The organism is Pelomonas baiyunensis, assembly GCF_043555935.1.
In the GTDB taxonomy this organism is placed as follows: domain Bacteria; phylum Pseudomonadota; class Gammaproteobacteria; order Burkholderiales; family Burkholderiaceae_C; genus Pelomonas; species Pelomonas baiyunensis.
Genome location: NZ_JBIGIB010000001.1, coordinates 388,999 through 407,911 on the forward strand (window position 1 = coordinate 388,999; position 18,913 = coordinate 407,911).

General features: G+C 70.7%; 22 protein-coding genes. 16 read left to right on the plus strand and 6 right to left on the minus strand.

The window, feature by feature from the left end; all coding sequences use genetic code 11:
• The first annotated feature begins 17 nt into the window (after positions 1 to 17).
• Entirely contained in the window at positions 18 to 1,817 is a 1,800-nt protein-coding gene (locus ACG01O_RS01615; protein WP_394380563.1) for an ABCB family ABC transporter ATP-binding protein/permease, read from the plus strand.
• Between the two features lie 30 nt (positions 1,818 to 1,847).
• Here ACG01O_RS01615 and ACG01O_RS01620 read toward each other — a convergent pair whose 3' ends face one another.
• Genes ACG01O_RS01620 through ACG01O_RS01630 form a run of 3 tightly spaced genes read right to left on the minus strand, consistent with a single transcriptional unit; the run spans position 1,848 to position 3,106 of the window.
• Positions 1,848 to 2,171: a hypothetical protein gene (locus ACG01O_RS01620; RefSeq protein ID WP_394380566.1), complete on the minus strand. Its 324-nt coding sequence runs from the start codon at positions 2,169 to 2,171 to the stop codon at positions 1,848 to 1,850.
• 53 nt (positions 2,172 to 2,224) lie between these two features.
• Positions 2,225 to 2,842, minus strand: a complete 618-nt coding sequence (locus ACG01O_RS01625; protein WP_394380568.1) for a UPF0149 family protein — start codon at positions 2,840 to 2,842, stop codon at positions 2,225 to 2,227.
• Positions 2,843 to 2,866: 24 nt separating this feature from the next.
• The gene (locus tag ACG01O_RS01630) at positions 2,867 to 3,106 is read right to left on the minus strand and encodes a hypothetical protein (RefSeq protein ID WP_394380571.1); all 240 of its coding nucleotides are present in this window, start codon (positions 3,104 to 3,106) and stop codon (positions 2,867 to 2,869) included.
• Between the two features lie 82 nt (positions 3,107 to 3,188).
• On the opposite strand from ACG01O_RS01630, the gene ACG01O_RS01635 reads away from it, so the two are divergent.
• Positions 3,189 to 4,040, plus strand: a complete 852-nt coding sequence (locus ACG01O_RS01635; RefSeq protein WP_394380573.1) for a transposase — start codon at positions 3,189 to 3,191, stop codon at positions 4,038 to 4,040.
• A 10-nt stretch (positions 4,041 to 4,050) separates the two neighbouring features.
• Here ACG01O_RS01635 and ACG01O_RS01640 read toward each other — a convergent pair whose 3' ends face one another.
• Positions 4,051 to 4,425: a hypothetical protein gene (locus ACG01O_RS01640; RefSeq protein ID WP_394380575.1), complete on the minus strand. Its 375-nt coding sequence runs from the start codon at positions 4,423 to 4,425 to the stop codon at positions 4,051 to 4,053.
• Positions 4,426 to 4,694: 269 nt separating this feature from the next.
• Between ACG01O_RS01640 and ACG01O_RS01645 the strand changes: the two genes are divergently transcribed.
• A complete protein-coding gene (locus ACG01O_RS01645) occupies positions 4,695 to 6,947 on the plus strand; it encodes a penicillin-binding protein 1A (protein WP_394380578.1) in 2,253 nt (750 codons plus the stop codon).
• Between the two features lie 2 nt (positions 6,948 to 6,949).
• Here the strand turns inward: ACG01O_RS01645 and ACG01O_RS01650 are convergent, their stop codons facing one another.
• Positions 6,950 to 7,336 carry a VOC family protein gene (locus tag ACG01O_RS01650; protein ID WP_394380581.1) on the minus strand — a complete coding sequence of 129 codons (387 nt, stop codon included), beginning with the start codon at positions 7,334 to 7,336 and terminating at the stop codon, positions 6,950 to 6,952.
• A 66-nt stretch (positions 7,337 to 7,402) separates the two neighbouring features.
• Positions 7,403 to 7,909: a hypothetical protein gene (locus tag ACG01O_RS01655; RefSeq protein ID WP_394380583.1), complete on the minus strand. Its 507-nt coding sequence runs from the start codon at positions 7,907 to 7,909 to the stop codon at positions 7,403 to 7,405.
• 208 nt (positions 7,910 to 8,117) lie between these two features.
• Between ACG01O_RS01655 and ACG01O_RS01660 the strand changes: the two genes are divergently transcribed.
• From ACG01O_RS01660 to napA, 13 genes are all read left to right on the plus strand, one after another.
• Positions 8,118 to 8,816 (plus strand): hypothetical protein, encoded by a 699-nt coding sequence (locus ACG01O_RS01660; RefSeq protein ID WP_394380586.1) that lies wholly within the window; start codon positions 8,118 to 8,120, stop codon positions 8,814 to 8,816.
• Positions 8,817 to 8,902: 86 nt separating this feature from the next.
• Positions 8,903 to 9,748 (plus strand): phytanoyl-CoA dioxygenase family protein, encoded by an 846-nt coding sequence (locus ACG01O_RS01665; protein ID WP_394380588.1) that lies wholly within the window; start codon positions 8,903 to 8,905, stop codon positions 9,746 to 9,748.
• A 54-nt stretch (positions 9,749 to 9,802) separates the two neighbouring features.
• Complete coding sequence (ccmA, locus tag ACG01O_RS01670) at positions 9,803 to 10,417, plus strand: heme ABC exporter ATP-binding protein CcmA (RefSeq protein ID WP_394380591.1); 615 nt, start codon at positions 9,803 to 9,805, stop codon at positions 10,415 to 10,417.
• Entirely contained in the window at positions 10,414 to 11,073 is a 660-nt protein-coding gene (gene ccmB, locus ACG01O_RS01675; RefSeq protein WP_394380594.1) for a heme exporter protein CcmB, read from the plus strand. Before ccmA ends, ccmB begins: the two co-directional genes overlap by 4 nt.
• Positions 11,070 to 11,816: a heme ABC transporter permease CcmC gene (ccmC, locus tag ACG01O_RS01680; protein WP_394380597.1), complete on the plus strand. Its 747-nt coding sequence runs from the start codon at positions 11,070 to 11,072 to the stop codon at positions 11,814 to 11,816. Before ccmB ends, ccmC begins: the two co-directional genes overlap by 4 nt.
• The gene (locus ACG01O_RS01685) at positions 11,813 to 11,947 is read left to right on the plus strand and encodes a hypothetical protein (protein ID WP_394380600.1); all 135 of its coding nucleotides are present in this window, start codon (positions 11,813 to 11,815) and stop codon (positions 11,945 to 11,947) included. Before ccmC ends, ACG01O_RS01685 begins: the two co-directional genes overlap by 4 nt.
• Entirely contained in the window at positions 11,944 to 12,363 is a 420-nt protein-coding gene (gene ccmE / locus ACG01O_RS01690; protein WP_394380603.1) for a cytochrome c maturation protein CcmE, read from the plus strand. The genes ACG01O_RS01685 and ccmE overlap by 4 nt, the downstream gene beginning before the upstream one ends.
• Positions 12,360 to 14,276, plus strand: a complete 1,917-nt coding sequence (locus tag ACG01O_RS01695; protein ID WP_394380606.1) for a heme lyase CcmF/NrfE family subunit — start codon at positions 12,360 to 12,362, stop codon at positions 14,274 to 14,276. The genes ccmE and ACG01O_RS01695 overlap by 4 nt, the downstream gene beginning before the upstream one ends.
• A complete protein-coding gene (locus ACG01O_RS01700; protein WP_394380609.1) occupies positions 14,273 to 14,800 on the plus strand; it encodes a DsbE family thiol:disulfide interchange protein in 528 nt (175 codons plus the stop codon). The genes ACG01O_RS01695 and ACG01O_RS01700 overlap by 4 nt, the downstream gene beginning before the upstream one ends.
• A complete protein-coding gene (locus tag ACG01O_RS01705) occupies positions 14,797 to 15,228 on the plus strand; it encodes a cytochrome c-type biogenesis protein (RefSeq protein WP_394380612.1) in 432 nt (143 codons plus the stop codon). The genes ACG01O_RS01700 and ACG01O_RS01705 overlap by 4 nt, the downstream gene beginning before the upstream one ends.
• Positions 15,221 to 15,913 (plus strand): tetratricopeptide repeat protein, encoded by a 693-nt coding sequence (locus ACG01O_RS01710; RefSeq protein ID WP_394380615.1) that lies wholly within the window; start codon positions 15,221 to 15,223, stop codon positions 15,911 to 15,913. The genes ACG01O_RS01705 and ACG01O_RS01710 overlap by 8 nt, the downstream gene beginning before the upstream one ends.
• Before the next feature lie 76 nt (positions 15,914 to 15,989).
• Positions 15,990 to 16,313, plus strand: coding sequence for a chaperone NapD (locus tag ACG01O_RS01715; RefSeq protein WP_394380617.1), 324 nt, complete (start codon positions 15,990 to 15,992; stop codon positions 16,311 to 16,313).
• 36 nt (positions 16,314 to 16,349) lie between these two features.
• Entirely contained in the window at positions 16,350 to 18,911 is a 2,562-nt protein-coding gene (gene napA / locus ACG01O_RS01720) for a nitrate reductase catalytic subunit NapA (RefSeq protein WP_394380620.1), read from the plus strand.
• Positions 18,912 to 18,913: the final 2 nt, after the last annotated feature.

Sequence of the window (18,913 nt, forward strand, 5' to 3'; positions counted from 1 at the left end):
CCGCGGACAATCACGACATGCGTCAAACCAACGATCGAATTCCCGCCGGCACCGGCCCGGCCGTGAAAGGTGACTGGGGCACGGTGCACCGGCTGCTGCCCTACCTGTGGCGCTACCGCTGGCGCGTGGGCCTGGCGCTGGCCTTCATGGTGGGGGCCAAGCTCAGCAACGTGGGCGTGCCGCTGCTGCTCAAGCAACTGGTGGACGCGCTGGACCTCAAGCCCGGCGCGCCCGAGGCGGTGCTGGTGGTGCCGTTGGGCCTGCTGATGGCCTACGGCGCGCTGCGGCTGTTGACGTCGCTCTTCACCGAGCTGCGCGAGCTGGTGTTCGCGAAGGCGACGGAGGGCACGGCGCGCAGCATCTCGCTGCAGGTGTTTCGCCACCTGCACGCACTCAGCCTGCGCTTTCACCTGGAGCGCCAGACCGGCGGCATGACGCGCGACATCGAGCGCGGCACGCGCGCGGTGCACTCGCTCATCAGCTATTCGCTCTACAGCATCGTGCCCACGCTGATCGAGGTGGTGCTGGTGCTCACGCTGCTGGGCGTGAAGTTCGATGCCTGGTTTGCCGGCATCACGGTGGCGGCGCTGGTGGTGTACGTGGCCTTTACGGTGGTGGTGACGGAGTGGCGCACGCAGTTCCGCAAACTGCTCAATGAGCTGGACTCCGTCACGCACAGCAAGGCCATCGACTCGCTGTTGAACTACGAGACCGTCAAGTACTTCAACAACGAATCCTTCGAGGCCCGCCGCTACGACGAAAGCCTGGAAAAGCTGCGCCGTGCCCAGCTCAAGAGCCAGACCACGCTCTCGCTGCTCAACAGCGGCCAGCAACTCATCATCGCCACGGCGCTGGTGCTGATGTTGTGGCGGGCGACGCAGGGCGTGGTGGACGGCCGCATGAGCCTGGGCGACCTGGTGATGGTGAACGCCTTCATGATCCAGCTCTACATCCCGCTGAATTTCCTGGGCGTGCTGTACCGCGAGATCAAGCAGAGCCTGACCGACATCGAGAAGATGTTCCGCCTGCTGGACCGTCCGCAGGAAGTGGACGACGCCCCCGGCGCGCCCGCGCTGCAGGTGCAAGGCGCGGCGGTGGTGTTCGACAACGTGCACTTTGCCTACGACGCCGAGCGGCCCATCCTGCATGGCGTGAGTTTCGAGATCCCGGCCGGGCGCAAGGTGGCGGTGGTGGGGCCCAGTGGCTCCGGCAAAAGCACGCTGGCGCGGCTGCTGTACCGGTTCTATGACATCGGCAGCGGCAGCATCCGCATCGACGGGCAAGACATCCGCCAGGTCACGCAAGACAGCCTGCGCCGGTCCATCGGCATCGTGCCGCAGGACACGGTGCTGTTCAACGACACCGTGGCCTACAACATCGCCTATGGCCGGCCCGGTGCGAGCCAGGCGGAGGTGGAGGCCGCCGCCCGCGCAGCGCACATCCACGACTTCATCGCCAGCACGCCCAAGGGTTACGACACCGTGGTGGGCGAGCGGGGGCTGAAGCTCTCCGGCGGCGAGAAGCAGCGCGTGGCGATTGCCCGCACGCTGCTCAAGAACCCGCCGCTGCTCATCTTTGACGAGGCCACCTCGGCGCTCGATTCCACCAACGAGCGGGCCATCCAGGCCGAGCTGGAGGCGGTGGGGCAGAACAAGACCGTGCTCGTGATTGCGCACCGGCTGTCCACCGTGGTGGATGCGCATGAAATCCTGGTGCTGGAGCAGGGGCGTGTCATCGAGCGCGGCCGGCACGACGCGCTGCTGGCGCAGGGCGGCCGCTACGCCAGCATGTGGAAGTTGCAGCAGTCGGCCGACTGACCGGCGTCGGCTTGCAGCCCTGTTGGCCGTTCAGTGCGGCTTCTTGGGCTTCTCGAAGTTCTTGGGTCGGTACACGTTGCCTTCCCAGACCCCGTCCACCCGGCTGTCGCGGGCATCGTGCAGGGCCGACTCGCGGGCCCGGCGAATCACGCGGTCGGCTTCGGCCGCGGCGGCGCGGGTGTCTCGCCGCTCACGCCACCAGCCGGCCAGACGCACGCCCGGCTGCTTGACGGTGTTCCATGCGCGCCGGGCTTGCGTGTCCACCCAGCGCTGCGCCCGGTAGGGCAGGGCCATGTGCACCGCCAGGGCGATGCAGACGGCCAGGCCGAGCGACGCGAGCAGGGTGTGCAACATGACTTGAGTGTGACCCATTCCAGCGGGCGAGGCCAGCCGGAATGCGTGCATGTTCACGCTCCCTTGCGCAGGGCCCACAGCGCCAGCATGGCGTCAGGAATCTTCCGGGTGGCTTCGTCACGCGCGGCCATCGAGCCTTCGGCCAGCGCGCCGTCCGGGCTGCCCAGCGCGGCAATCGGGGCCAGCAGCTCGGCCGTTTCGCCGTTCTCGAACCACGGGGCCCAGGCCTCGGGCGCCAGGTCCACCGCCATCAGGAAGCCGGCGGCCCAGTCCTCGGCGTCGGCGAACTCCAGGTCCTCGTCTTCGCCCTCGCCGTCGGCCACGCTGAAGATGGGCTCCCAGGCTTGCGGGCGGTTCGTCCAGGCCCAGTCGATGGAGTGCAGGTGCCGCAGCACCAGCATCATCACCTTCTTGCGCTGCTTGCCGCTGGTGAACGGGGCCGGCTCGGGCTCCCCGTCGCCGCCCCAGACGACCGGCAGCCAGGCCGCGCCGGGCACGTCGGCCAGGTTGCGCCCGGGGGTCATCAAAAGGCCGGCCAGGTAGCCGTCCAGCGCCTCGATGTTCAGCGCGCCGTCGGTGGGCAGCGCGGCCAGCAGTTCGTCGAGGTCTTCCAGTTCCTCGTCAGAGACGGGGCGGTTGTCGGAGGCGGGGTTGTAGTGGGGGTATTCCATCGTCGGGGCGTCCTGGGCGCGGGTTCAGCCGTGGCGGCCGTGGCGGCTTTTGGGTTTTTTGCTGTCGAACTCGGCGAGCTGCGTTTTCAGCAGCGCCATGAGCACACGGGCGTTCTGTTCGGTCATCACCAGCAGGCTGCTGGGTTCGATGCCGTCGACCGGCGTGCGGTTCGACACCAAGGCGTCGATCTTGAACATCACCTGGCCGTGGATGTTGTTGGACGCGGCCTTGAACTTCTGGATTTCGATCTGGTGGGTTTTCATGGAGCGGGGGAAGGGCGGGCGCCCTCCAGAGGCCGGCAAGCCGCCATCTTGCCATTCCGGGCGCCGCGACTTAAGGTGGCGCATGGCGCGGCCTCTTCGACTTGAGATCGCGGGTGCGGTCTACCTGATCAGTGCCCATTGCCCGTACGACCGCGGGCTGCCTGCCTTTGCCGACGCGGCTGACCACGACGCCTGGCGCGCCTTGCTGGCCCAGGCGCTGCTGAGATTCGACGCGCAGGCCCTGGCCTACGTGCTGCTGCCCGACCATTTCCACCTGCTGCTGTTCACGCGCCGGGCCAACCTGTCGCTGCTGATGCGGCACATGAATGGGGTCTACACCCAGCACCACCAGCGCCGCCACGGCGGCAGCGGCGCCTTGTTCCAAGGGCGATTTCACGCGGTGCTGGTGGACCGTGAACACCACCTGCTGGACAGCTGCCGCTACCTGGATCTCAACCCGGTGCGGCTGGGGCTGGTGCCCACGGCGGCCGACTGGCCCGCCTCCAGCTTCCGCGCGCTGGCCGCGCTGGAGCCCGCGCCGGACTGGCTCGACGCGGCCGGCCTGCACGCGCACCTGCTGCAGCGACCGGCCCGCACCGCCGCCCAACAGCGCCAGGCCGGCGCACGCTACGCCAGGCTGGTGGCGGCCGACCCCGGCTTTCAGCTGTGGCCCGGCCGACTGCGGGAACAGATCTTCCTGGGGGACGCTCGCTTCGCCGCGCGCATGCGGGCCCTCGCCGCGGCCCCCGGGGGCACCCCACCGCAGGCCGCCGGGTTTGACGCGTGGCTGCAGCAGGCTGACGGCATTCGTGAGCAGGCGCTGTGGTTGGCCCATACCCAGGGTGGCGTGCCTATGTCCGACCTCGCCCGGCAACTGGGGCTGTCGGTCTCGCGCATCAGTCGCTTGATTGCCGCGGCCGAGCGGGCGTTGTGAACCCGCGCCCTCAGCCGCCGCGGGCTTGCGCGAGCATCGGCGTGGGCGCGGGCGAATCGGCGAAGCGAACCTCCACCACATAGCGCTGGGGCGCGCCGGCCGTGCATTGCAAGCTGGGTACGGCCAGTCGCACCGGCGTGAGGTAGCGGCGCGTCCCGTCCAGCGCCACGGCGCGGGCGCGGCCCTGGGCATCGACCTCGAAGTCCACCCGCACCAGGCCGTCACGGCCCACGCGCTGCTTGGCGGCGGCCAGGGCTTCCGTCAGTTGGTCGTGCACCTCGGGGCAGTGAGCCGGGGTGGGGGCGGCGTGCGCACAGGGCGCGGCCGCCATGAGCAGGGCAGCTGCGGTGGCCGCCGTGGCGGCGCTGAAACGAAGGAAAGGCATGGGAGGCTCCGGCAAGGAATCGAGACAGGCCTTCACCTTAGGCAGCCGGGCCGGCGGTGTCGGCCCGCGTTCGACGAACTGCACGTTCGGGCGGACAGGCTGCAGGGCGCGGTGCCACGCAGCCCGTCGGGCATGACCGATGGCACCGGGTGTCCAGCGGCGTGGCCGGCACGCCGGCCCCCACCGCACGCCGCCCATGGCCTTTGGCGGCCGGGTGGCCGGCGGCGCTAAGCTGCGGCCCCACCTGTCGCTCGTCGACGCCTTTGGAAGTGCCCTTGGTTCCCTCGTCCCGCTCGTCGTTCTGGACCCGCCCGCGCCTGCTGGCGCTGTTGGCCCTGCCCGTGGTGCTGTTGCTGGCCGGGGCCATCGTGGCCGTGGTGCTGTGGCAGCAGCTGCCGGACCTGGAGGTGCTGACCGACTACCAGCCCCGCCAGCCGCTGCGCGTGATGAGTGCCGATGGCCAGCTGCTGGGCGAGTTCGGCGCCGAGCGCCGCCGCTTCGTGGCCCTCAAAGACATTCCGAAGCCCATGCAGGACGCGCTGCTGGCCGTGGAAGACGCCGATTTCTACGCCCACTCCGGCATCGACTTCGGCGGCATCCTGCGCGCCATGGTGCGCAACCTCACGCACGGCGGGCCGCTGCACGGCGCGTCCACCATCACGCAGCAGCTGGCGCGCGACACCTACCTCACCAAGGAGCAGCGCTGGTCGCGCAAGGTGGTGGAGGCGCTGCTGGCAATCAAGATCGAGCACGCGCTGAGCAAAGAGCAGATCCTTGAGATCTACATGAACCAGATTTTTCTGGGCAACCGCGCCTACGGTTTTGCTGCTGCGTCGGAGCGTTACTTCGGCAAGACGCTTAACCAGCTGAACACCGCCGAGATGGCGCTGCTGATCGGTCTGCCCAAGAACCCCATGGGCTTCAACCCGGTGCAAAACCTGGGCCGCGCCAAGCGCCGCCAGACCGTGGTGCTGGAGCGGCTGGCGTCGGTGGGCTTGATCACGGCGCAGCAGGCGCAAGCCGCGCGCGAGCAAACCTTGCACATCCAGCGGCCCAAGCGACTCTCAGGTGTGGCTGACCACGCCGCCGAACAGGTGCGGCAGGAGATGCTCAACCGCTTCGGCGAGGCGGCCTACACGCGCGGCCTCACCGTCACCACCACGCTGATGTACGCCGAGCAGGCCGCCGCGCAGGAGGCCCTGCGCCACGCGTTGTTCGAGCTGGAGCGTCGCCAACCCTTCCGCGGGCCCGAGGCCACGGTGGAGCTGCCCGAAGGTGACGGCCTGGACGACGCACTGGACGCGGCCTTTGACGCCCATCCCGACCTCGGCGAGCTGCGCGCAGCCGTGCTGCTGAAGGCCGACAAGACCGCCGCTGAGCTGGTGCTGGGCGATGGCGAACGGGTCACGCTCAAGGGCGCTGCGGCGCGGCCGCTGGTCAACCTGAAGCGCGGGGCCGTGGTGCGGCTGCTGGAGTCCAACCGGCAGTGGCAGGTCAGCCAGACGCCGCAGGCCGAAGGCGCGGTTGTGACGCTGGACCCCGCCACCGGCGCCATCCGCGCGCTGGTGGGCGGGTTTGACTTCACCCGCAACCAGTTCAACTCCGCGACCCAGGCCTGGCGTCAGCCGGGCTCGGCTTTCAAGCCCTTCATCTACTCCGCGCTCATCGAGCAAGGCGGCTGGGCCGGCACGCTGGTGAGCGACCAGCCCTTCGAGCAAGGCGACTGGGCACCGCGCAACTACGACGGCCAGTACGAAGAGGCGCTCACGCTGCAGCAGGCGCTGGCCAAGTCCAAGAACATGGTCACCATCCGCATCGCCCAGGCCTTGGGGCCGCAGCGGGCGCGTGCCTGGGCGGCCCGGTTCGGGGTGGACGAAGACCGCCAGCCGCTGAACCTGACGCTGGCGCTGGGCACCGGCAGCGTCACGCCGCTGCAGATGGCGCAGGCGTATGGCGCGTTTGCCAACGGCGGGCAGCTGTCCACGGGTTGGTTGATCCAGCGCGTGCAAGACGCTCAGGGCGAGGTGCTGTGGAAGGCCGACGCGCCGCCGATGCGCACGGCGGTGAGCGCCCGCAACGCTTTCATGACGTCCCAACTGCTGGCCGCCGTCACGCGCGAAGGCACCGCGGCTCGCGCCAGCGCGCTGCTGGGCCGCTCGGACCTCTACGGCAAGACCGGCACCACCAACGACGCGGTGGACGCCTGGTTCTGCGGCTTCCAGGCCACGCGGGCCGGTGCGGTGTGGATCGGCTACCCCACGCCCAAATCCTTGGGCGAGCGGGAAAGCGGGGGCGGGCTGGCCCTGCCCGTGTGGGCGGCCACCATGGCGGTGGCGCTCAAGGGGCAGCCGCACGCGCCGCTGACGTCGCCGTCCGAGGGCCTGGTGTTCCAGGACGGGAATTGGTTCTACAGCGAGTTCGCAGGCGAACTGGCGGTGGCGCGCATCGGCCTGCAGGGCACGCCCGAGGCCGCAGCCTCGGCGCCGGAACGGGCGGCGTCAGAGCCGGGCGCCGCGAACTGAGCTCATTGCCCCGCCGGGGGCTCCCACAACTCGACCTTGCGGCCCTCGGGGTCCATGACCCAACCGAACTTGCCGTACTCCGAGTCTTGCGGCTCGCCCACCACCTCGCAGCCCTCGGCCCGCAGCGCGGTGATCAAGCCGTGCAGGTCAGCCACCCGCAGGTTCAGCATGAACGGGGCGGTGCTGGGCGCGAAGTGCGTGGTGTCTTCCTTGAACGGCGTCCACAGCGTGGTGCCCACGCCGCCGGGGTTGTCGGGCGTCACCCAGCTGAAGGCCGCGCCGCCCCAGGGCTGCACCTCCAGCCCCAGGTGCTTTTGATACCAGGCCGCCAGGGCCGCCGGGTCACGGGATTTGAAGAAGATGCCGCCGATGCCGGTGACGCGTTGCATGCCAGGCTCCCAGAAGTGAAGCTGCAGATTGCACCATGCGCCAGGTGTGGCGCTGGGTGTGATGCTTCAGTGCGGCCGAGCCCAACGGTAGGCCCGCCCGGCGGCCCCTCGCGCGCTCCAAGACAGCAGCATCAGCACCGCGCCGATGGCCGTGGGCAAGAGGGCGCCAAAGGTCCAGCTCATGCCCAGCACCCAGCCCAGCAGGCACTCCGCCCGGTGGACCGGCCACGCCAGCGCTGCCAGCAGCAGGCCAAAGAACAGCACCTCGGTGGCCGCCGGCCACGGCCAGGCGAACGCCGTGGACAGCGCCAGCCCCCACGCCAACGCCACCACCCCACCCCAGGCGACTTGCCGGCGCTGGGCGGCGGCCCCGTCCCAGCGTCCGGCGGCCCAAGCCGCCAGCGCGGGCACCACGAGCAGGCCCCAGGCGTTGGACAGTCCGGGCCAGTCGCTGCGCTGCATCAGGTGATGCGTCACGATGCCGCCGTGCATCGCCTCCCAGGCCAGGTGCAGGGCCTCGGCCCCCAAGGCAAAGGCAAACCAGCGCAGGCGCAGAGCAAGTGAAGCAGACATGGGCGATGTGTGAGCCAAAGCGCCCAGCATGACAGCGGCAGCCGCGCCGCCCGGTGCCCGTGCGACGAACGGCAGCGGGGCCCGATGAACCCACGCTGCCGCGCGACCGGCTGCACCTGCTCACCGCTGCAACCTGGCGTCACACGTGGGTGGCGGATCGGACGCCTAGAGTGCCCCCAGCTTCACGACGCCTGTTGCAGGCCCGCCCATGAAACGTTGCCCTGTCGCGTGGTGCGCCACGCTCTTGCTGGCCGGTTGTGCCGGCGCGCCCCCGTCGATTCGCAGCCCGTCATCGCCCCCCACCCTTGGCCGGGCCGAGGCCGCGCCGCGCATGGTGCAGCCGCCCTCGGTGGCGGGTGTGGCAGAGGAAAGCTTCGGTGCCGCAACCTTCGGCCGGCAAGGCGAGTTCCTGCTGCATGGCCAGCGGGTGCGCTACGAGCGTGGCGCGCCGCGCCTGGCCTTGTTCGAGCCGCTGCCCGCGGGCCTGGCCACGCCGCTTCGGTTCAACTGGGCCGCACCCACCGGCGACAGCCAGGCCGTGTGTGAGGGCTGGACGCCGGCCAGCAGCCCGCAGGCGTGGGTGCTGAGTTGCCGCTGGGGCAGCGGGCCGGCCGCCATGCTGCAAATAGGCGAGGGCACACCGCGGGGCGGGCTGCCCGGCCGTGAGGGCGCCTACCGCCGGGGTGAGCTGACACTGGGCCTGCGTTCGGCCCACCGCCTGGAGGGCCGCGCCACGCCGCAGGCCGCGGCCGTGGGGTACGAGATGCTCTACCAAGGCACCGTCGTGGCCAGCCTGGACCTGAGCGGCCCCGTGCCCCGCTTGCGCCGCCCGGACCCGGCCACACCGCTGGGCCGCGCCGTGACGGAAGCGGCCCTGACGCTGGCCCTCGTGTCGGACGCGCACTGACGGCACCACGTTGCGGACTTCCCGGACTTCGCGGTCAGGGGCCTGCGGCAGCGACACAATCAGCGCTCCTTCTTTTGCGCTTGGTCATGACTGTCGACACCGCCCGCTACGCCGAACAAGGCTTCCTCATCATTCCCGGCTTCAAGTCGGCCGCCGAAATCGCCGCGCTGCGCGAGCGCGCGCTGCAAATCGTGGACGCCTTCGACCCCGGCGAGCAGCGCCCCGTGTTCACCACCGAGGAGCAGCAGCGCCACGTGGACGACTACTTCCTGGACAGCGGTGACCAGGTGCGCTGCTTCTTCGAGGAAGAGGCGTTCGATGCCGAGGGCCGGCTGCGCGTGCCCAAGGAACTGGCCATCAACAAGATCGGCCATGCGATGCACGACCTGGACCCGGTGTTCAGCGCCTTCTCCAAGGGCGACGCGCTGCGCGGCGTGGCCGCCGGCCTGGGCCTGACGAAGCCGCAGGTGTGGCAAAGCATGTTCATCTTCAAGCAGCCCGGCATCGGCGGCGAGGTGCGCTGGCACCAGGACGCGAGCTTCTTCGAGAGCGACCCCATCACCGTCACCACCTTCTGGTTCGCGCTGGAAGACGCCACGCTGCAAAACGGCTGCCTGTGGGCCGAGCCCGGCGGCCACCGGGGCGCGCGCGGCGTGCTGCGCGAGCGCTTTGTGCGCGAGGGCCGCAAGGCCTGGATGGAGCAGGTCGACGCGACCCCCTGGCCTGCAGCCGACTCCAAAGAAGCCGTGCCGCTGGAGGTGGAAGCTGGCTCGCTGGTCGTCTTCCACGGCCTGCTGCCGCACTACTCGGCCGCCAACCGCTCCGAGAAATCGCGCCACGCGTACACGCTGCACGTGACCGACGCGGCCAGCGCCTACTCGCCCCGCAACTGGTTGCAGCGGTCGGCCGCACTTCCTGTTCAAGGGTTTTGATTTGGCTTGATCCAGTTCAAGCCACGTTGGCGTGAAGCGGTTGACACTGAATGAGTGAATGCCTTCGCCGACCCGCCCGCCGCGCTGCTGCAGGCCCATGACCTGACCGCCGAACGGGGCGGGCGCCCGCTGTGGCGCGGGCTGGCGCTGCGCCTCTCGGCCGGCGAGTGCCGCTGGCTGCGTGGCGCCAACGGCAGCGGCAAAACCACGCTGCTGCGCACGCTGGCCGGCCTGCGGGCCCCGGCGGCCGGGCGCATCGAGCGCGGGCCGCTGCGCTACCTGGGCCACGCCAATGCGCTGTCGGCCGAGCTGACGGTGCTGGAGTCGCTGCGCTGGACGGCCGGCTGGCAGGGGCTGCCGGCTGACACCCCTCTCAAGCCCGCGCTGGAGCGCCTGGGCCTGGCCCGCGAGGCCCGGCGGCCGGTGCGCCTGCTCAGCCAGGGCCAGAAGCGCCGCGCCGCGCTGGCCGCGCTGGCACTGCCGCAGCCCGCTGGCACGGTCTGGCTGCTGGACGAACCCTTCGACGCGCTGGACGACGACGGCGTGGCCCGGCTGCAAGGTCTGCTCACGGCCCATGCCGAGGCCGGCGGCGCCGTGCTGTTCACCAGCCACCAGGAAGCCGCCGCCGTGGCCGTGCGCCGGGGCGACGACCTGAGGCTGGCCGCATGACCGGGCTGCTGTTGAAGCGCGAGCTGCGGCTCGCCCTGCGCCGGCCCGCCCAGGCGCTGTTGCCGCTGGTGTTCTTCGTGGTGGCGGCCAGCCTGTTCCCGCTGGGCGTGGGGCCCGAGCCGCAGCGCCTGCGCGAGATGGCCGGCGGCGTGCTGTGGGTGTGCGCGCTGCTGGCGGCGCTGCTGTCGCTGCACACGCTGTTCGAGGCCGACGCGCAGGACGGCACCCTGGATCAATTGCTGATGCCGCCGCACTCCGCGTTGCGCCTGGCCGTGGTGAAGGCGCTGGCCCACTGGTGCGGCCACGGCCTGCCGCTGCTGGTGGTGGCGCCGCTGCTGGGCCTGATGTTCGGCCTGCCCGCCGCCGAGCTGGGTGTGCTGGAGCTGACCCTGCTGCTGGGCACGCCGCTGCTGAGCCTGCTGGGTGGCCTCGCCGCCGCGCTCACGCTGGGCTTGCGCCATGGGGCGTTGCTCAACCTGCTCATCGTGCTGCCGCTGGCCGTGCCGGCGCTGATCTTCGGCAGCGGGGCGCTGGCCGCCCAGCAGGCCGGTCAGAGCCTGGACGGGCACCTTTCGCTGCTGACCGCGCTGCTGCTGTTCACCGGGCTGGTGGCGCCCGCCGCCACGGCCGCCGCGCTGCGCATTGCCTTGTCATGAGTTCACCCCTGCGCCTCTACACCTTTGCTGCGCCTCTGCGCTTTTACGCACTGACCGGCCGGCTGCTGCCCTGGCTCTGGGTTGCGGCGCTGCTGCTGGGTGCGGCCGGCCTTTACGTGGGCCTGGGGGTGGCGCCCACCGACGCCACGCAGGGCGAGGTCTACCGCATCCTGTTCATCCACGTGCCGGCGGCCTGGCTGTCCATGGTGCTGTACGTGGCCATGGCGTTCTGGGCCGGCATCGGCTGGGCGTTCAAGGCGCGCATGGCGTCCATGCTGGCGCGGGCGATCGCACCCACCGGGGCGCTGTTCACGGTGCTGGCGCTGGTGACCGGCGCGCTGTGGGGCCAGCCCACCTGGGGTACCTGGTGGGTGTGGGACGCGCGGCTCACGTCGGAGCTGATCCTGCTGTTCCTGTTTGCCGGCTACCTGGCGTTGGCGTCGGCCATCGAGGAGCCGCAGCGGGCCGACGCGGCCAGCGCGCTGCTGGCGCTGGTGGGCGCGGTGAACGTGCCGGTCATCTACTTTTCGGTGCGCTGGTGGAACACGCTGCACCAGGGCGCCAGCATCAGCCTCACGGCCGCGCCCACCATGGCCCGCACCATGCTGCTGGCCTTGGCGTTGACGACGCTGGCCTGCTGGGCCTATGCCTTTGCCGTGGTGTTCCTGCGCGCCCGTGCGCTGGTGCTGGAGCGCGAGGCCGGGCGGCAGTGGGTGGGCGAGTTGGAGGAGACCCCACGATGAATGACCATCTCGGCTATCTGCTGGCCAGCTACGGGCTCGCGGCGCTGGTGTTTGCGGTGGAGCCCGCGTTGGCCGCACTGCGCCTGCGCCGCGCGCGGCGGGCCTTGACCACCCCGGAGGACGAGGCATGAAGCTGCGCCACCGTCGCCTCGCCTGGGGGCTGGGGCTGCTGGCCGTGGTGGGCGTGATCGCCGCGCTGGTGGTCAACGCCATGCGCTCCAACCTGGTGTTCTTTTACACGCCCACGCAGGTGGTGGCGCACGAGGCGCCGCAGGGCAAGAGCTTTCGCGTGGGCGGCCTGGTGGAGCCCGGCAGCGTGAAGCGCGAGGGCCTGGCCGTGCGCTTCGTCGTGAGTGACGGCGCGCAGCGCCTGCCGGTGCGCTTCCACGGTGCGCTGCCCGACCTGTTCAAGGAAGGCAAAGGCGTGGTGGCGCAAGGCCAGCTGGAAGGCGCGGACTTTGTCGCCCGCGAGGTGCTGGCCAAGCACGACGAGAACTACATGCCGCCCGAGGCCGCGGCCGCCCTGAAGGCCGGAGGCGCGCGGTGATTCCTGAGATCGGCCACCTGGCCCTGTGGTTGGCGCTGGGCACGGCGCTGCTGCTGGCCGTGCTGCCGCTGCGTGGCGCGGCGCTCGGGCGTCCGGCCTGGATGCAAATGGCCGGCCCGCTGACCGGCTGGCTGGCGCTGTTCGTGGGCACCGGCTACGCGGCGCTCAGCTGGGCGTTTGCCAGTGCCGATTTCTCGGTGGCCTACGTGGCCCAGCACGCCAACCGCGAGCTGCCCCTGGCCTACCGGCTGGCGGCCGTGTGGGGCGGGCACGAGGGCTCGCTGCTGCTGTGGGTGTCGCTGCTGGCGGGCTGGATGCTGGCGCTGCGCGCGGCCAGCGGTGCCTGGCCCGAGGCGCTGCGAGCGCGCGTGCTGGGCCTCATGGGCGCGCTGGCGGCGGGGTTTCTGGTGTTCCTGCTGGCGGCGTCCAACCCCTTCGAGCGGGTACTGCCCGCCGTGCCGGACGGCAACGACCTCAACCCCTTGCTGCAAGACCCCGGCATGGTGCTGCACCCGCCCATGCTCTACATGGGCTACGTGGGCTTCACGGTGGCGTTTGCCTTTGCGCTGGCGGCTTTGCTGGGCAGCGAAATCACGCCCGCCTGGGCGCGCCGCGCGCGGGCCTGGACGCTGGCCGCCTGGTGCAGCCTGACGCTGGGCATTGCGCTGGGCAGTTGGTGGGCCTACAGCGAACTGGGCTGGGGCGGCTGGTGGTTCTGGGACCCGGTGGAAAACGCCTCCTTCATGCCCTGGCTGGCCGGCACGGCGCTGCTGCACTCGCTGGCCGTGACCGAGAAGCGCGGCGCCTTCAAGGCATGGACGGTGCTGCTGGCGGTGCTCACCTTCGGCCTGGCGCTGCTGGGCACCTTCCTCGTGCGCTCGGGCGTGCTGAGCTCCGTGCACGCCTTCGCCACCGACCCGCGGCGCGGGCTGTTCATCCTGGCCTTTTTGGTGATCGTGGTGGGCGGGTCGCTGGCGCTCTACGCCAGCCGGGCCGGCCGCCTGGGGTTGGGGGCGCGCTTTGACTGGCGCAGCCGCGAAACGGCGCTGCTGGCCAACAACGCCATGCTGGTGGCGGCCGGCGGCGCGGTGCTGCTGGGCACGCTGTACCCGCTGCTGCTGGACGCGCTGCTGGGCCAAAAGCTGTCGGTCGGGCCGCCGTACTTCGAGGCCGTGTTCGTGCCGCTGATGGTGCCTGTGGTGCTGCTGATGGGCCTGGGCCCGCTGCTGAGCTGGAAGCAGGCCGACCTGGGCGCGCTGCTCAAGCGCCTGCGCTGGCCGCTGCTGCTGGCGCCGCTGGCCACGGCCGCCCACGCCTGGGTGCATGGGTTGATGAGCCCGGCCGGCCTGATGGGCCTGCTGCTGGCCTGGTGGGTGGCGGCCACGGTGGCGGCCGACCTCGGCGCGCGCTGGCGCAACGGCGTGCCGCGCGCGGTGCTGGCCATGCACCTGGCGCACGCGGGCGTTGCGGTGTTCATCGTGGGTGTGACGATGGTGGGCAGCCTGCAAACCGAGCGTGATGTGACGCTGGCGCCGGGCCGCGCGGTGGACGTGAACGGGCTGCGCGTGGAGATGCTGTCGCTGCGCCGCGTGGAGGGCCCCAACTACCGCGCGGCCCAGGCCGAGCTGAAACTCAGCCAGGGCGGCGTGGAGGTGGCCCGGCTGCGGCCCGAGAAGCGCGTCTACAACAGCAGCGAGATGCCCATGACCGAGGCCGGCATTGACAGCGGCTGGTGGCGCGACCTGTACGCCTCGCTGGCCGAGCCGCTGGACGGCGAGCGCGGCCGGGCCTGGATCGTCCGCATCTCCATCAAGCCCTACGTGAATTGGATCTGGGGCGGCTGCGTGCTGATGGCGTTGGGCGGCCTGCTCGCGGCCACCGACCGCCGCTACCGGCGCGGGGCGGCGGCATGAAGGCGCGCGTCTGGCTGCCGCTGCTGGCCTTTGTGGCACTGGCCCTGCTGCTGGCGCGCGGCCTGCAACTCAACCCGCGCGAGCTGCCCTCGCCCTTGGTGGGGCGGCCCGTGCCGGCGCTGCAACTGAGCGCGCTCCACCCCGGTGGCGCGCCGTTCGACACCCGCGCCTGGCCCGGCCGCGTGACGGTGCTGAGCGTCTGGGCCTCGTGGTGCGCGCCCTGCCAGGAGGAGCACCCGCGCCTGGTGGCGCTGGCCCGCCGCCACCCCGGCGTGCGCTTTGCCGGGCTCAACTACAAGGACGAAGCCGGCGCCGCGCGCCGCTGGCTGCAGCAGCTGGGCGACCCCTTCGCCGAGGTGGGCGCCGACACCGACGGCCGCGCCGGCATCGAGTTGGGCGTGTACGGCGTGCCCGAGACCTTCGTCATCGACGCTGCCGGCCGCGTGGCCTACAAGCACGTGGGCCCGCTGACGGACGACGCGTTGGCCCGCCACATCGAGCCGTTGCTGGGAGGTGCGCGATGAGGGCCTTGCTTCGAGCTGTCGGGGCGATGCTGCTGTGCGCCAGCGCCAGCGCCAGCGCCTGGGCCGCGCCGTCGCCCGCCGAGGTGGACGCGCGCACACACCGCCTGGCCAGCGAGCTGCGCTGCCTGGTGTGCCAGAACCAGACGCTGGCCGACTCCACCGCGCCGCTGGCGCAAGACCTGAAGCAACAGGTGCGCGAGATGGTGGCCGCTGGCCGCAGCGACGACGAGGTGCTGGCCCACCTGACCGCGCGCTACGGCGACTTCGTGCGTTATCGGCCGCCGCTGCAGGCCAGCACGGCCCTGCTGTGGGGCGGGCCGGCGCTGCTGTTCGCGGCCGCGCTGGGCGGCCTGGCTTGGGTGCTGCGCCAGCGCAGCCGGCTGGCGCCGCAGGACTTCGACCCCGAACCCGGTGACGACCATGCATGACCCCCTGCGCCACCTGAGCGGCCTGCGCGCGCTGCGCGAGCGCTTGCAGGCGTTGCCGGCTGCATCGCCTGAGCGCCCGGCCCTGCTGGACGAGATCGCCCGCGAGCTGCTGGCCAGCCGGCCCGCCGAGCGCGTGCGCCTGCCCGGCCGCCAGCGGGCAGCCCTGGCCGGCTTCGTGCTGGTGGTGGGGCTGGCCGGCTACGCCTTCACCGGCAACTGGCAGGGCTGGCAGGCCCGCTCGCCGGTCGACGCCGGTGAGTTGATGGTGCAGCGCCTGGCCGACCGCCTGGCTGCCAGCCCCGACACCGCCCGCGCGGCCGACTGGGCCATGCTGGGCCGATCGCAAACCGTGCTGGGCCGCACGGCCGCGGCCGTGGAGGCCTACCGCCGCGCGCTGGCCTTGCAGCCCGAGCCGGACACCCTGGCCGCGCTGGCGGACTTGCTCGCCACCGAGCAGGGCGGGTCGCTGGCCGGCGAGCCGGCGCAACTGGTGGCCCAGGCGCTGCGCCTGGCGCCAGATCACTTGCAGGCCCTGTCGCTGGCCGCCGCCTGGGCCTGGGCCGACGGCCGGCCGGCCGAGGCACGCCAGCACTGGGCGCGCGTGAAGGCGCTGGCGCCCGAGGGCGACCCGCTGAGGGCTAGCGCCGAGCAGGGCCTGGCGCTGCCCGATCCGCCGCGGCCTTGATCTGAATTAAGGCGCGCTGGGCGCCAAACCGCCACAGTCCGGCGGACTCAACAGAACACGGAATCGGGAGACAAGCATGTCCATCTTGGGCGTTGTGGCGCGCGTGCGGCCGGAAGACCTGGCCGCCGTGGTGGCTCGTCTGGGCGAGCAAGCCGGCGTGGAACTGGCCGCCAACCCGGGTGATGGCCGCCTCGTGCTCGTCATTGAAGACGCGGCCGATTGCCCCGCCCCCGCGCGCCTGGGCCAGCTGGCCGAGTGGCCGCAGCTGCTGTCCACCTCTCTGGTCTACGAGTACTCGGGCCCCGAGTCGCCGGCCGTGCACGCGCCGGTGACCGAGTGGCGCAGCCCGCTCCGCGACCTCTCCCGCCCCGACACCCTCGATCACCGCGACGCCGCCTGAGCGGCCCGCCACCCCCATCGCTCCAGGAGATCCTCCATGACCGTCGACACCAACGAACGCCGCCGCGTGTTCCTGAAAGTCCAGGCCGCCACGGCCGCTGCGGCCGCCGCCGGCGTGCCGCTGACTTCGCCGGCTGCGCCGGCCGCTGCGGCCGCAGGCGCTGACAACAGCGTGCGCTGGGACAAGGCGCCGTGCCGTTTCTGCGGTACGGGCTGCTCCGTCGTCGTGGGCGTGCAGGCCGGCAAGGTGGTGGCCACCCAGGGCGACCCCGAGGCGCCGGTCAACCGCGGCCTGAACTGCATCAAGGGCTACTTCCTGTCCAAGATCATGTACGGCAGCGACCGCCTCACCACGCCGCTGCTGCGCAAGAAGAACGGCGTGTACGACAAGGACGGCGACTTCACCCCGGTCAGCTGGGACGAGGCCTTCGACATCATGGCCACCAAGTGGAAGGCTGCGCTCAAGGACACCGGCCCAACGAGCGTGGCCATGTTCGGCTCGGGCCAGTGGACGGTGTGGGAAGGCTACGCCGCCTCCAAGCTCTGGAAGGCGGGCCTGCGCTCCAACAACCTCGACCCGAACGCGCGCCACTGCATGGCCTCGGCGGTGACGGGCTTCATGCGCACCTTCGGCATCGACGAGCCCATGGGCTGCTACGACGACATCGAGCAGGCCGACGCCTTCGTGCTGTGGGGCAGCAACATGGCCGAGATGCACCCCATCCTGTGGAGCCGCATCACCGACCGCCGTCTGAGCCACCCGGACACCAAGGTGGCCGTGCTGTCCACCTACGAGCACCGCAGCTTCGACCTGGCCGACATCCCCATGGTCTTCAAGCCGCAGACCGACCTGGCCATCCTGAACTTCATCGCGCACTACATCATCAAGAACGGCAAGGTGAACCAGGACTTCGTCAAGAAGCACCTGAACTTCAAGCAGGGCGAGACCGACATCGGCTACGGCCTGCGCCCGGCACATGCGCTGGAGAAGGACGCCAAGTCCAACGGCTACCCCGGCGCCGATGGCAAGCCCAAGGGCAGCCCGAACGACGCCAAGCCCATCACCTTCGAGGAGTACGCCAAGTTCGTCTCCGAGTACACGGCCGAGAAGGTGAGTGCGCTGTCGGGCGTGCCTGTGAAGCAGCTGGAAGACCTGGCCAAGCTCTACGCTGATCCCAAGGTGAAGGTGATGAGCCTGTGGACCATGGGCTTCAACCAGCACACGCGCGGCACCTGGGCCAACAACCTCGTCTACAACATCCACCTGCTGACCGGCAAGATCAGCCAGCCGGGCAACAGCCCGTTCAGCCTGACCGGCCAGCCCAGCGCCTGCGGCACGGCGCGCGAGGTGGGCACCTTCGCCCACCGCCTGCCCGCCGACATGGTGGTGACCAACCCCGACCACCGCAAGCACACCGAAGAGATCTGGGGCCTGCCGGACGGCACCATTCCCGACAAGATCGGTCTGCACGCCGTGGCCATGTCGCGCGCGCTGAAGGACGGCAAGCTCAAGTGCTACTGGAACACCACCAACAACAACATGCAGGCCGGGCCGAACATCAACGGCGAGATCCTGCCCGGCTGGCGCAACCCGGCGGCCTTCATCGTCGTCAGTGACGTCTACCCCAACGCCAGCGCCATGGCGGCCGACCTGGTGCTGCCCAGTGCCATGTGGGTGGAGAAGGAAGGCGCCTTCGGCAACGCCGAGCGCCGCACGCAGGTGTGGCGCCAGCAGGTCAGCGCCCCGGGCGAGGCCCGCAGCGACCTGTGGCAGATGATGGAGTTCAGCAAGCGGTTCAAGATCGAAGAGGTCTGGCCCGCTGAGCTCATCGCCAAGAAGCCCGAGCTCAAGGGCAAGACGCTGTTCGAGGTGCTCTACAAGAACGGCAAGGTCAACAAGTTCCCGCTGGCCGACCTCACCAAGGTCAACGCCAAGTACATCAAGGACTACAGCAACGACGAGTCCAAGGCCTTCGGCTTCTACGTGCAGAAGGGCCTGTTCGAGGAATACGCCGAGTTCGGCCGCGGCCACGGGCACGACCTGGCGTCGTTCGACACCTATCACGAGGTGCGCGGCCTGCGCTGGCCCGTGGTGGATGGCAAGGAAACGCTGTGGCGCTTCCGCGAGGGCTTCGACCCCTACGTGAAGAAGGGCGAGGACGTGAAGTTCTACGGCCACAAGGATGGCAAGGCCGTCGTCTTCGCGCTGCCCTACCAGCCGCCGGCCGAGAGCCCCGACAAGGACTACGACCTTTGGTTGTGCACCGGCCGCGTGCTGGAACACTGGCACACCGGCACCATGACGCGCCGCGTGCCCGAGCTGCACCGCGCCGTGCCCGAGGCATTGCTGTTCATGCACCCCGACGACGCCCGCGACCGCGGCCTGCAGCGCGGCATGAAGGTGAAGGTGGCGTCCCGCCGCGGCGAGATCACCGTGCAGGTGGAAACCAAGGGCCGCAACAAGGTGCCGCGCGGTCTGGTGTTCGTGCCCTTCTTCGACGAAGGCCGGCTGGTCAACAAGCTCACGCTGGACGCAACCTGCCCGATCTCCAAGGAGACGGACTTCAAGAAGTGCGCGGTGAAGGTCGTCAAGGCTTGAGA

What these genes read in the sequence shown, in the direction of transcription:
- ACG01O_RS01615 (WP_394380563.1), top strand. Translation starts at nt 18, where the DNA reads ATGCGTCAAACCAACGATCGAATTCCCGCCGGCACCGGCCCGGCCGTG.
- ACG01O_RS01620 (WP_394380566.1), bottom strand. Translation starts at nt 2,171, where the DNA reads ATGTTGCACACCCTGCTCGCGTCGCTCGGCCTGGCCGTCTGCATCGCC.
- ACG01O_RS01625 (WP_394380568.1), bottom strand. Translation starts at nt 2,842, where the DNA reads ATGGAATACCCCCACTACAACCCCGCCTCCGACAACCGCCCCGTCTCT.
- ACG01O_RS01630 (WP_394380571.1), bottom strand. Translation starts at nt 3,106, where the DNA reads ATGAAAACCCACCAGATCGAAATCCAGAAGTTCAAGGCCGCGTCCAAC.
- ACG01O_RS01635 (WP_394380573.1), top strand. Translation starts at nt 3,189, where the DNA reads ATGGCGCGGCCTCTTCGACTTGAGATCGCGGGTGCGGTCTACCTGATC.
- ACG01O_RS01640 (WP_394380575.1), bottom strand. Translation starts at nt 4,425, where the DNA reads ATGCCTTTCCTTCGTTTCAGCGCCGCCACGGCGGCCACCGCAGCTGCC.
- ACG01O_RS01650 (WP_394380581.1), bottom strand. Translation starts at nt 7,336, where the DNA reads ATGCAACGCGTCACCGGCATCGGCGGCATCTTCTTCAAATCCCGTGAC.
- ACG01O_RS01655 (WP_394380583.1), bottom strand. Translation starts at nt 7,909, where the DNA reads ATGTCTGCTTCACTTGCTCTGCGCCTGCGCTGGTTTGCCTTTGCCTTG.
- ACG01O_RS01660 (WP_394380586.1), top strand. Translation starts at nt 8,118, where the DNA reads ATGAAACGTTGCCCTGTCGCGTGGTGCGCCACGCTCTTGCTGGCCGGT.
- ACG01O_RS01665 (WP_394380588.1), top strand. Translation starts at nt 8,903, where the DNA reads ATGACTGTCGACACCGCCCGCTACGCCGAACAAGGCTTCCTCATCATT.
- ccmB (WP_394380594.1), top strand. Translation starts at nt 10,414, where the DNA reads ATGACCGGGCTGCTGTTGAAGCGCGAGCTGCGGCTCGCCCTGCGCCGG.
- ccmC (WP_394380597.1), top strand. Translation starts at nt 11,070, where the DNA reads ATGAGTTCACCCCTGCGCCTCTACACCTTTGCTGCGCCTCTGCGCTTT.
- ACG01O_RS01685 (WP_394380600.1), top strand. Translation starts at nt 11,813, where the DNA reads ATGAATGACCATCTCGGCTATCTGCTGGCCAGCTACGGGCTCGCGGCG.
- ccmE (WP_394380603.1), top strand. Translation starts at nt 11,944, where the DNA reads ATGAAGCTGCGCCACCGTCGCCTCGCCTGGGGGCTGGGGCTGCTGGCC.
- ACG01O_RS01700 (WP_394380609.1), top strand. Translation starts at nt 14,273, where the DNA reads ATGAAGGCGCGCGTCTGGCTGCCGCTGCTGGCCTTTGTGGCACTGGCC.
- ACG01O_RS01705 (WP_394380612.1), top strand. Translation starts at nt 14,797, where the DNA reads ATGAGGGCCTTGCTTCGAGCTGTCGGGGCGATGCTGCTGTGCGCCAGC.
- ACG01O_RS01710 (WP_394380615.1), top strand. Translation starts at nt 15,221, where the DNA reads ATGCATGACCCCCTGCGCCACCTGAGCGGCCTGCGCGCGCTGCGCGAG.
- ACG01O_RS01715 (WP_394380617.1), top strand. Translation starts at nt 15,990, where the DNA reads ATGTCCATCTTGGGCGTTGTGGCGCGCGTGCGGCCGGAAGACCTGGCC.
- napA (WP_394380620.1), top strand. Translation starts at nt 16,350, where the DNA reads ATGACCGTCGACACCAACGAACGCCGCCGCGTGTTCCTGAAAGTCCAG.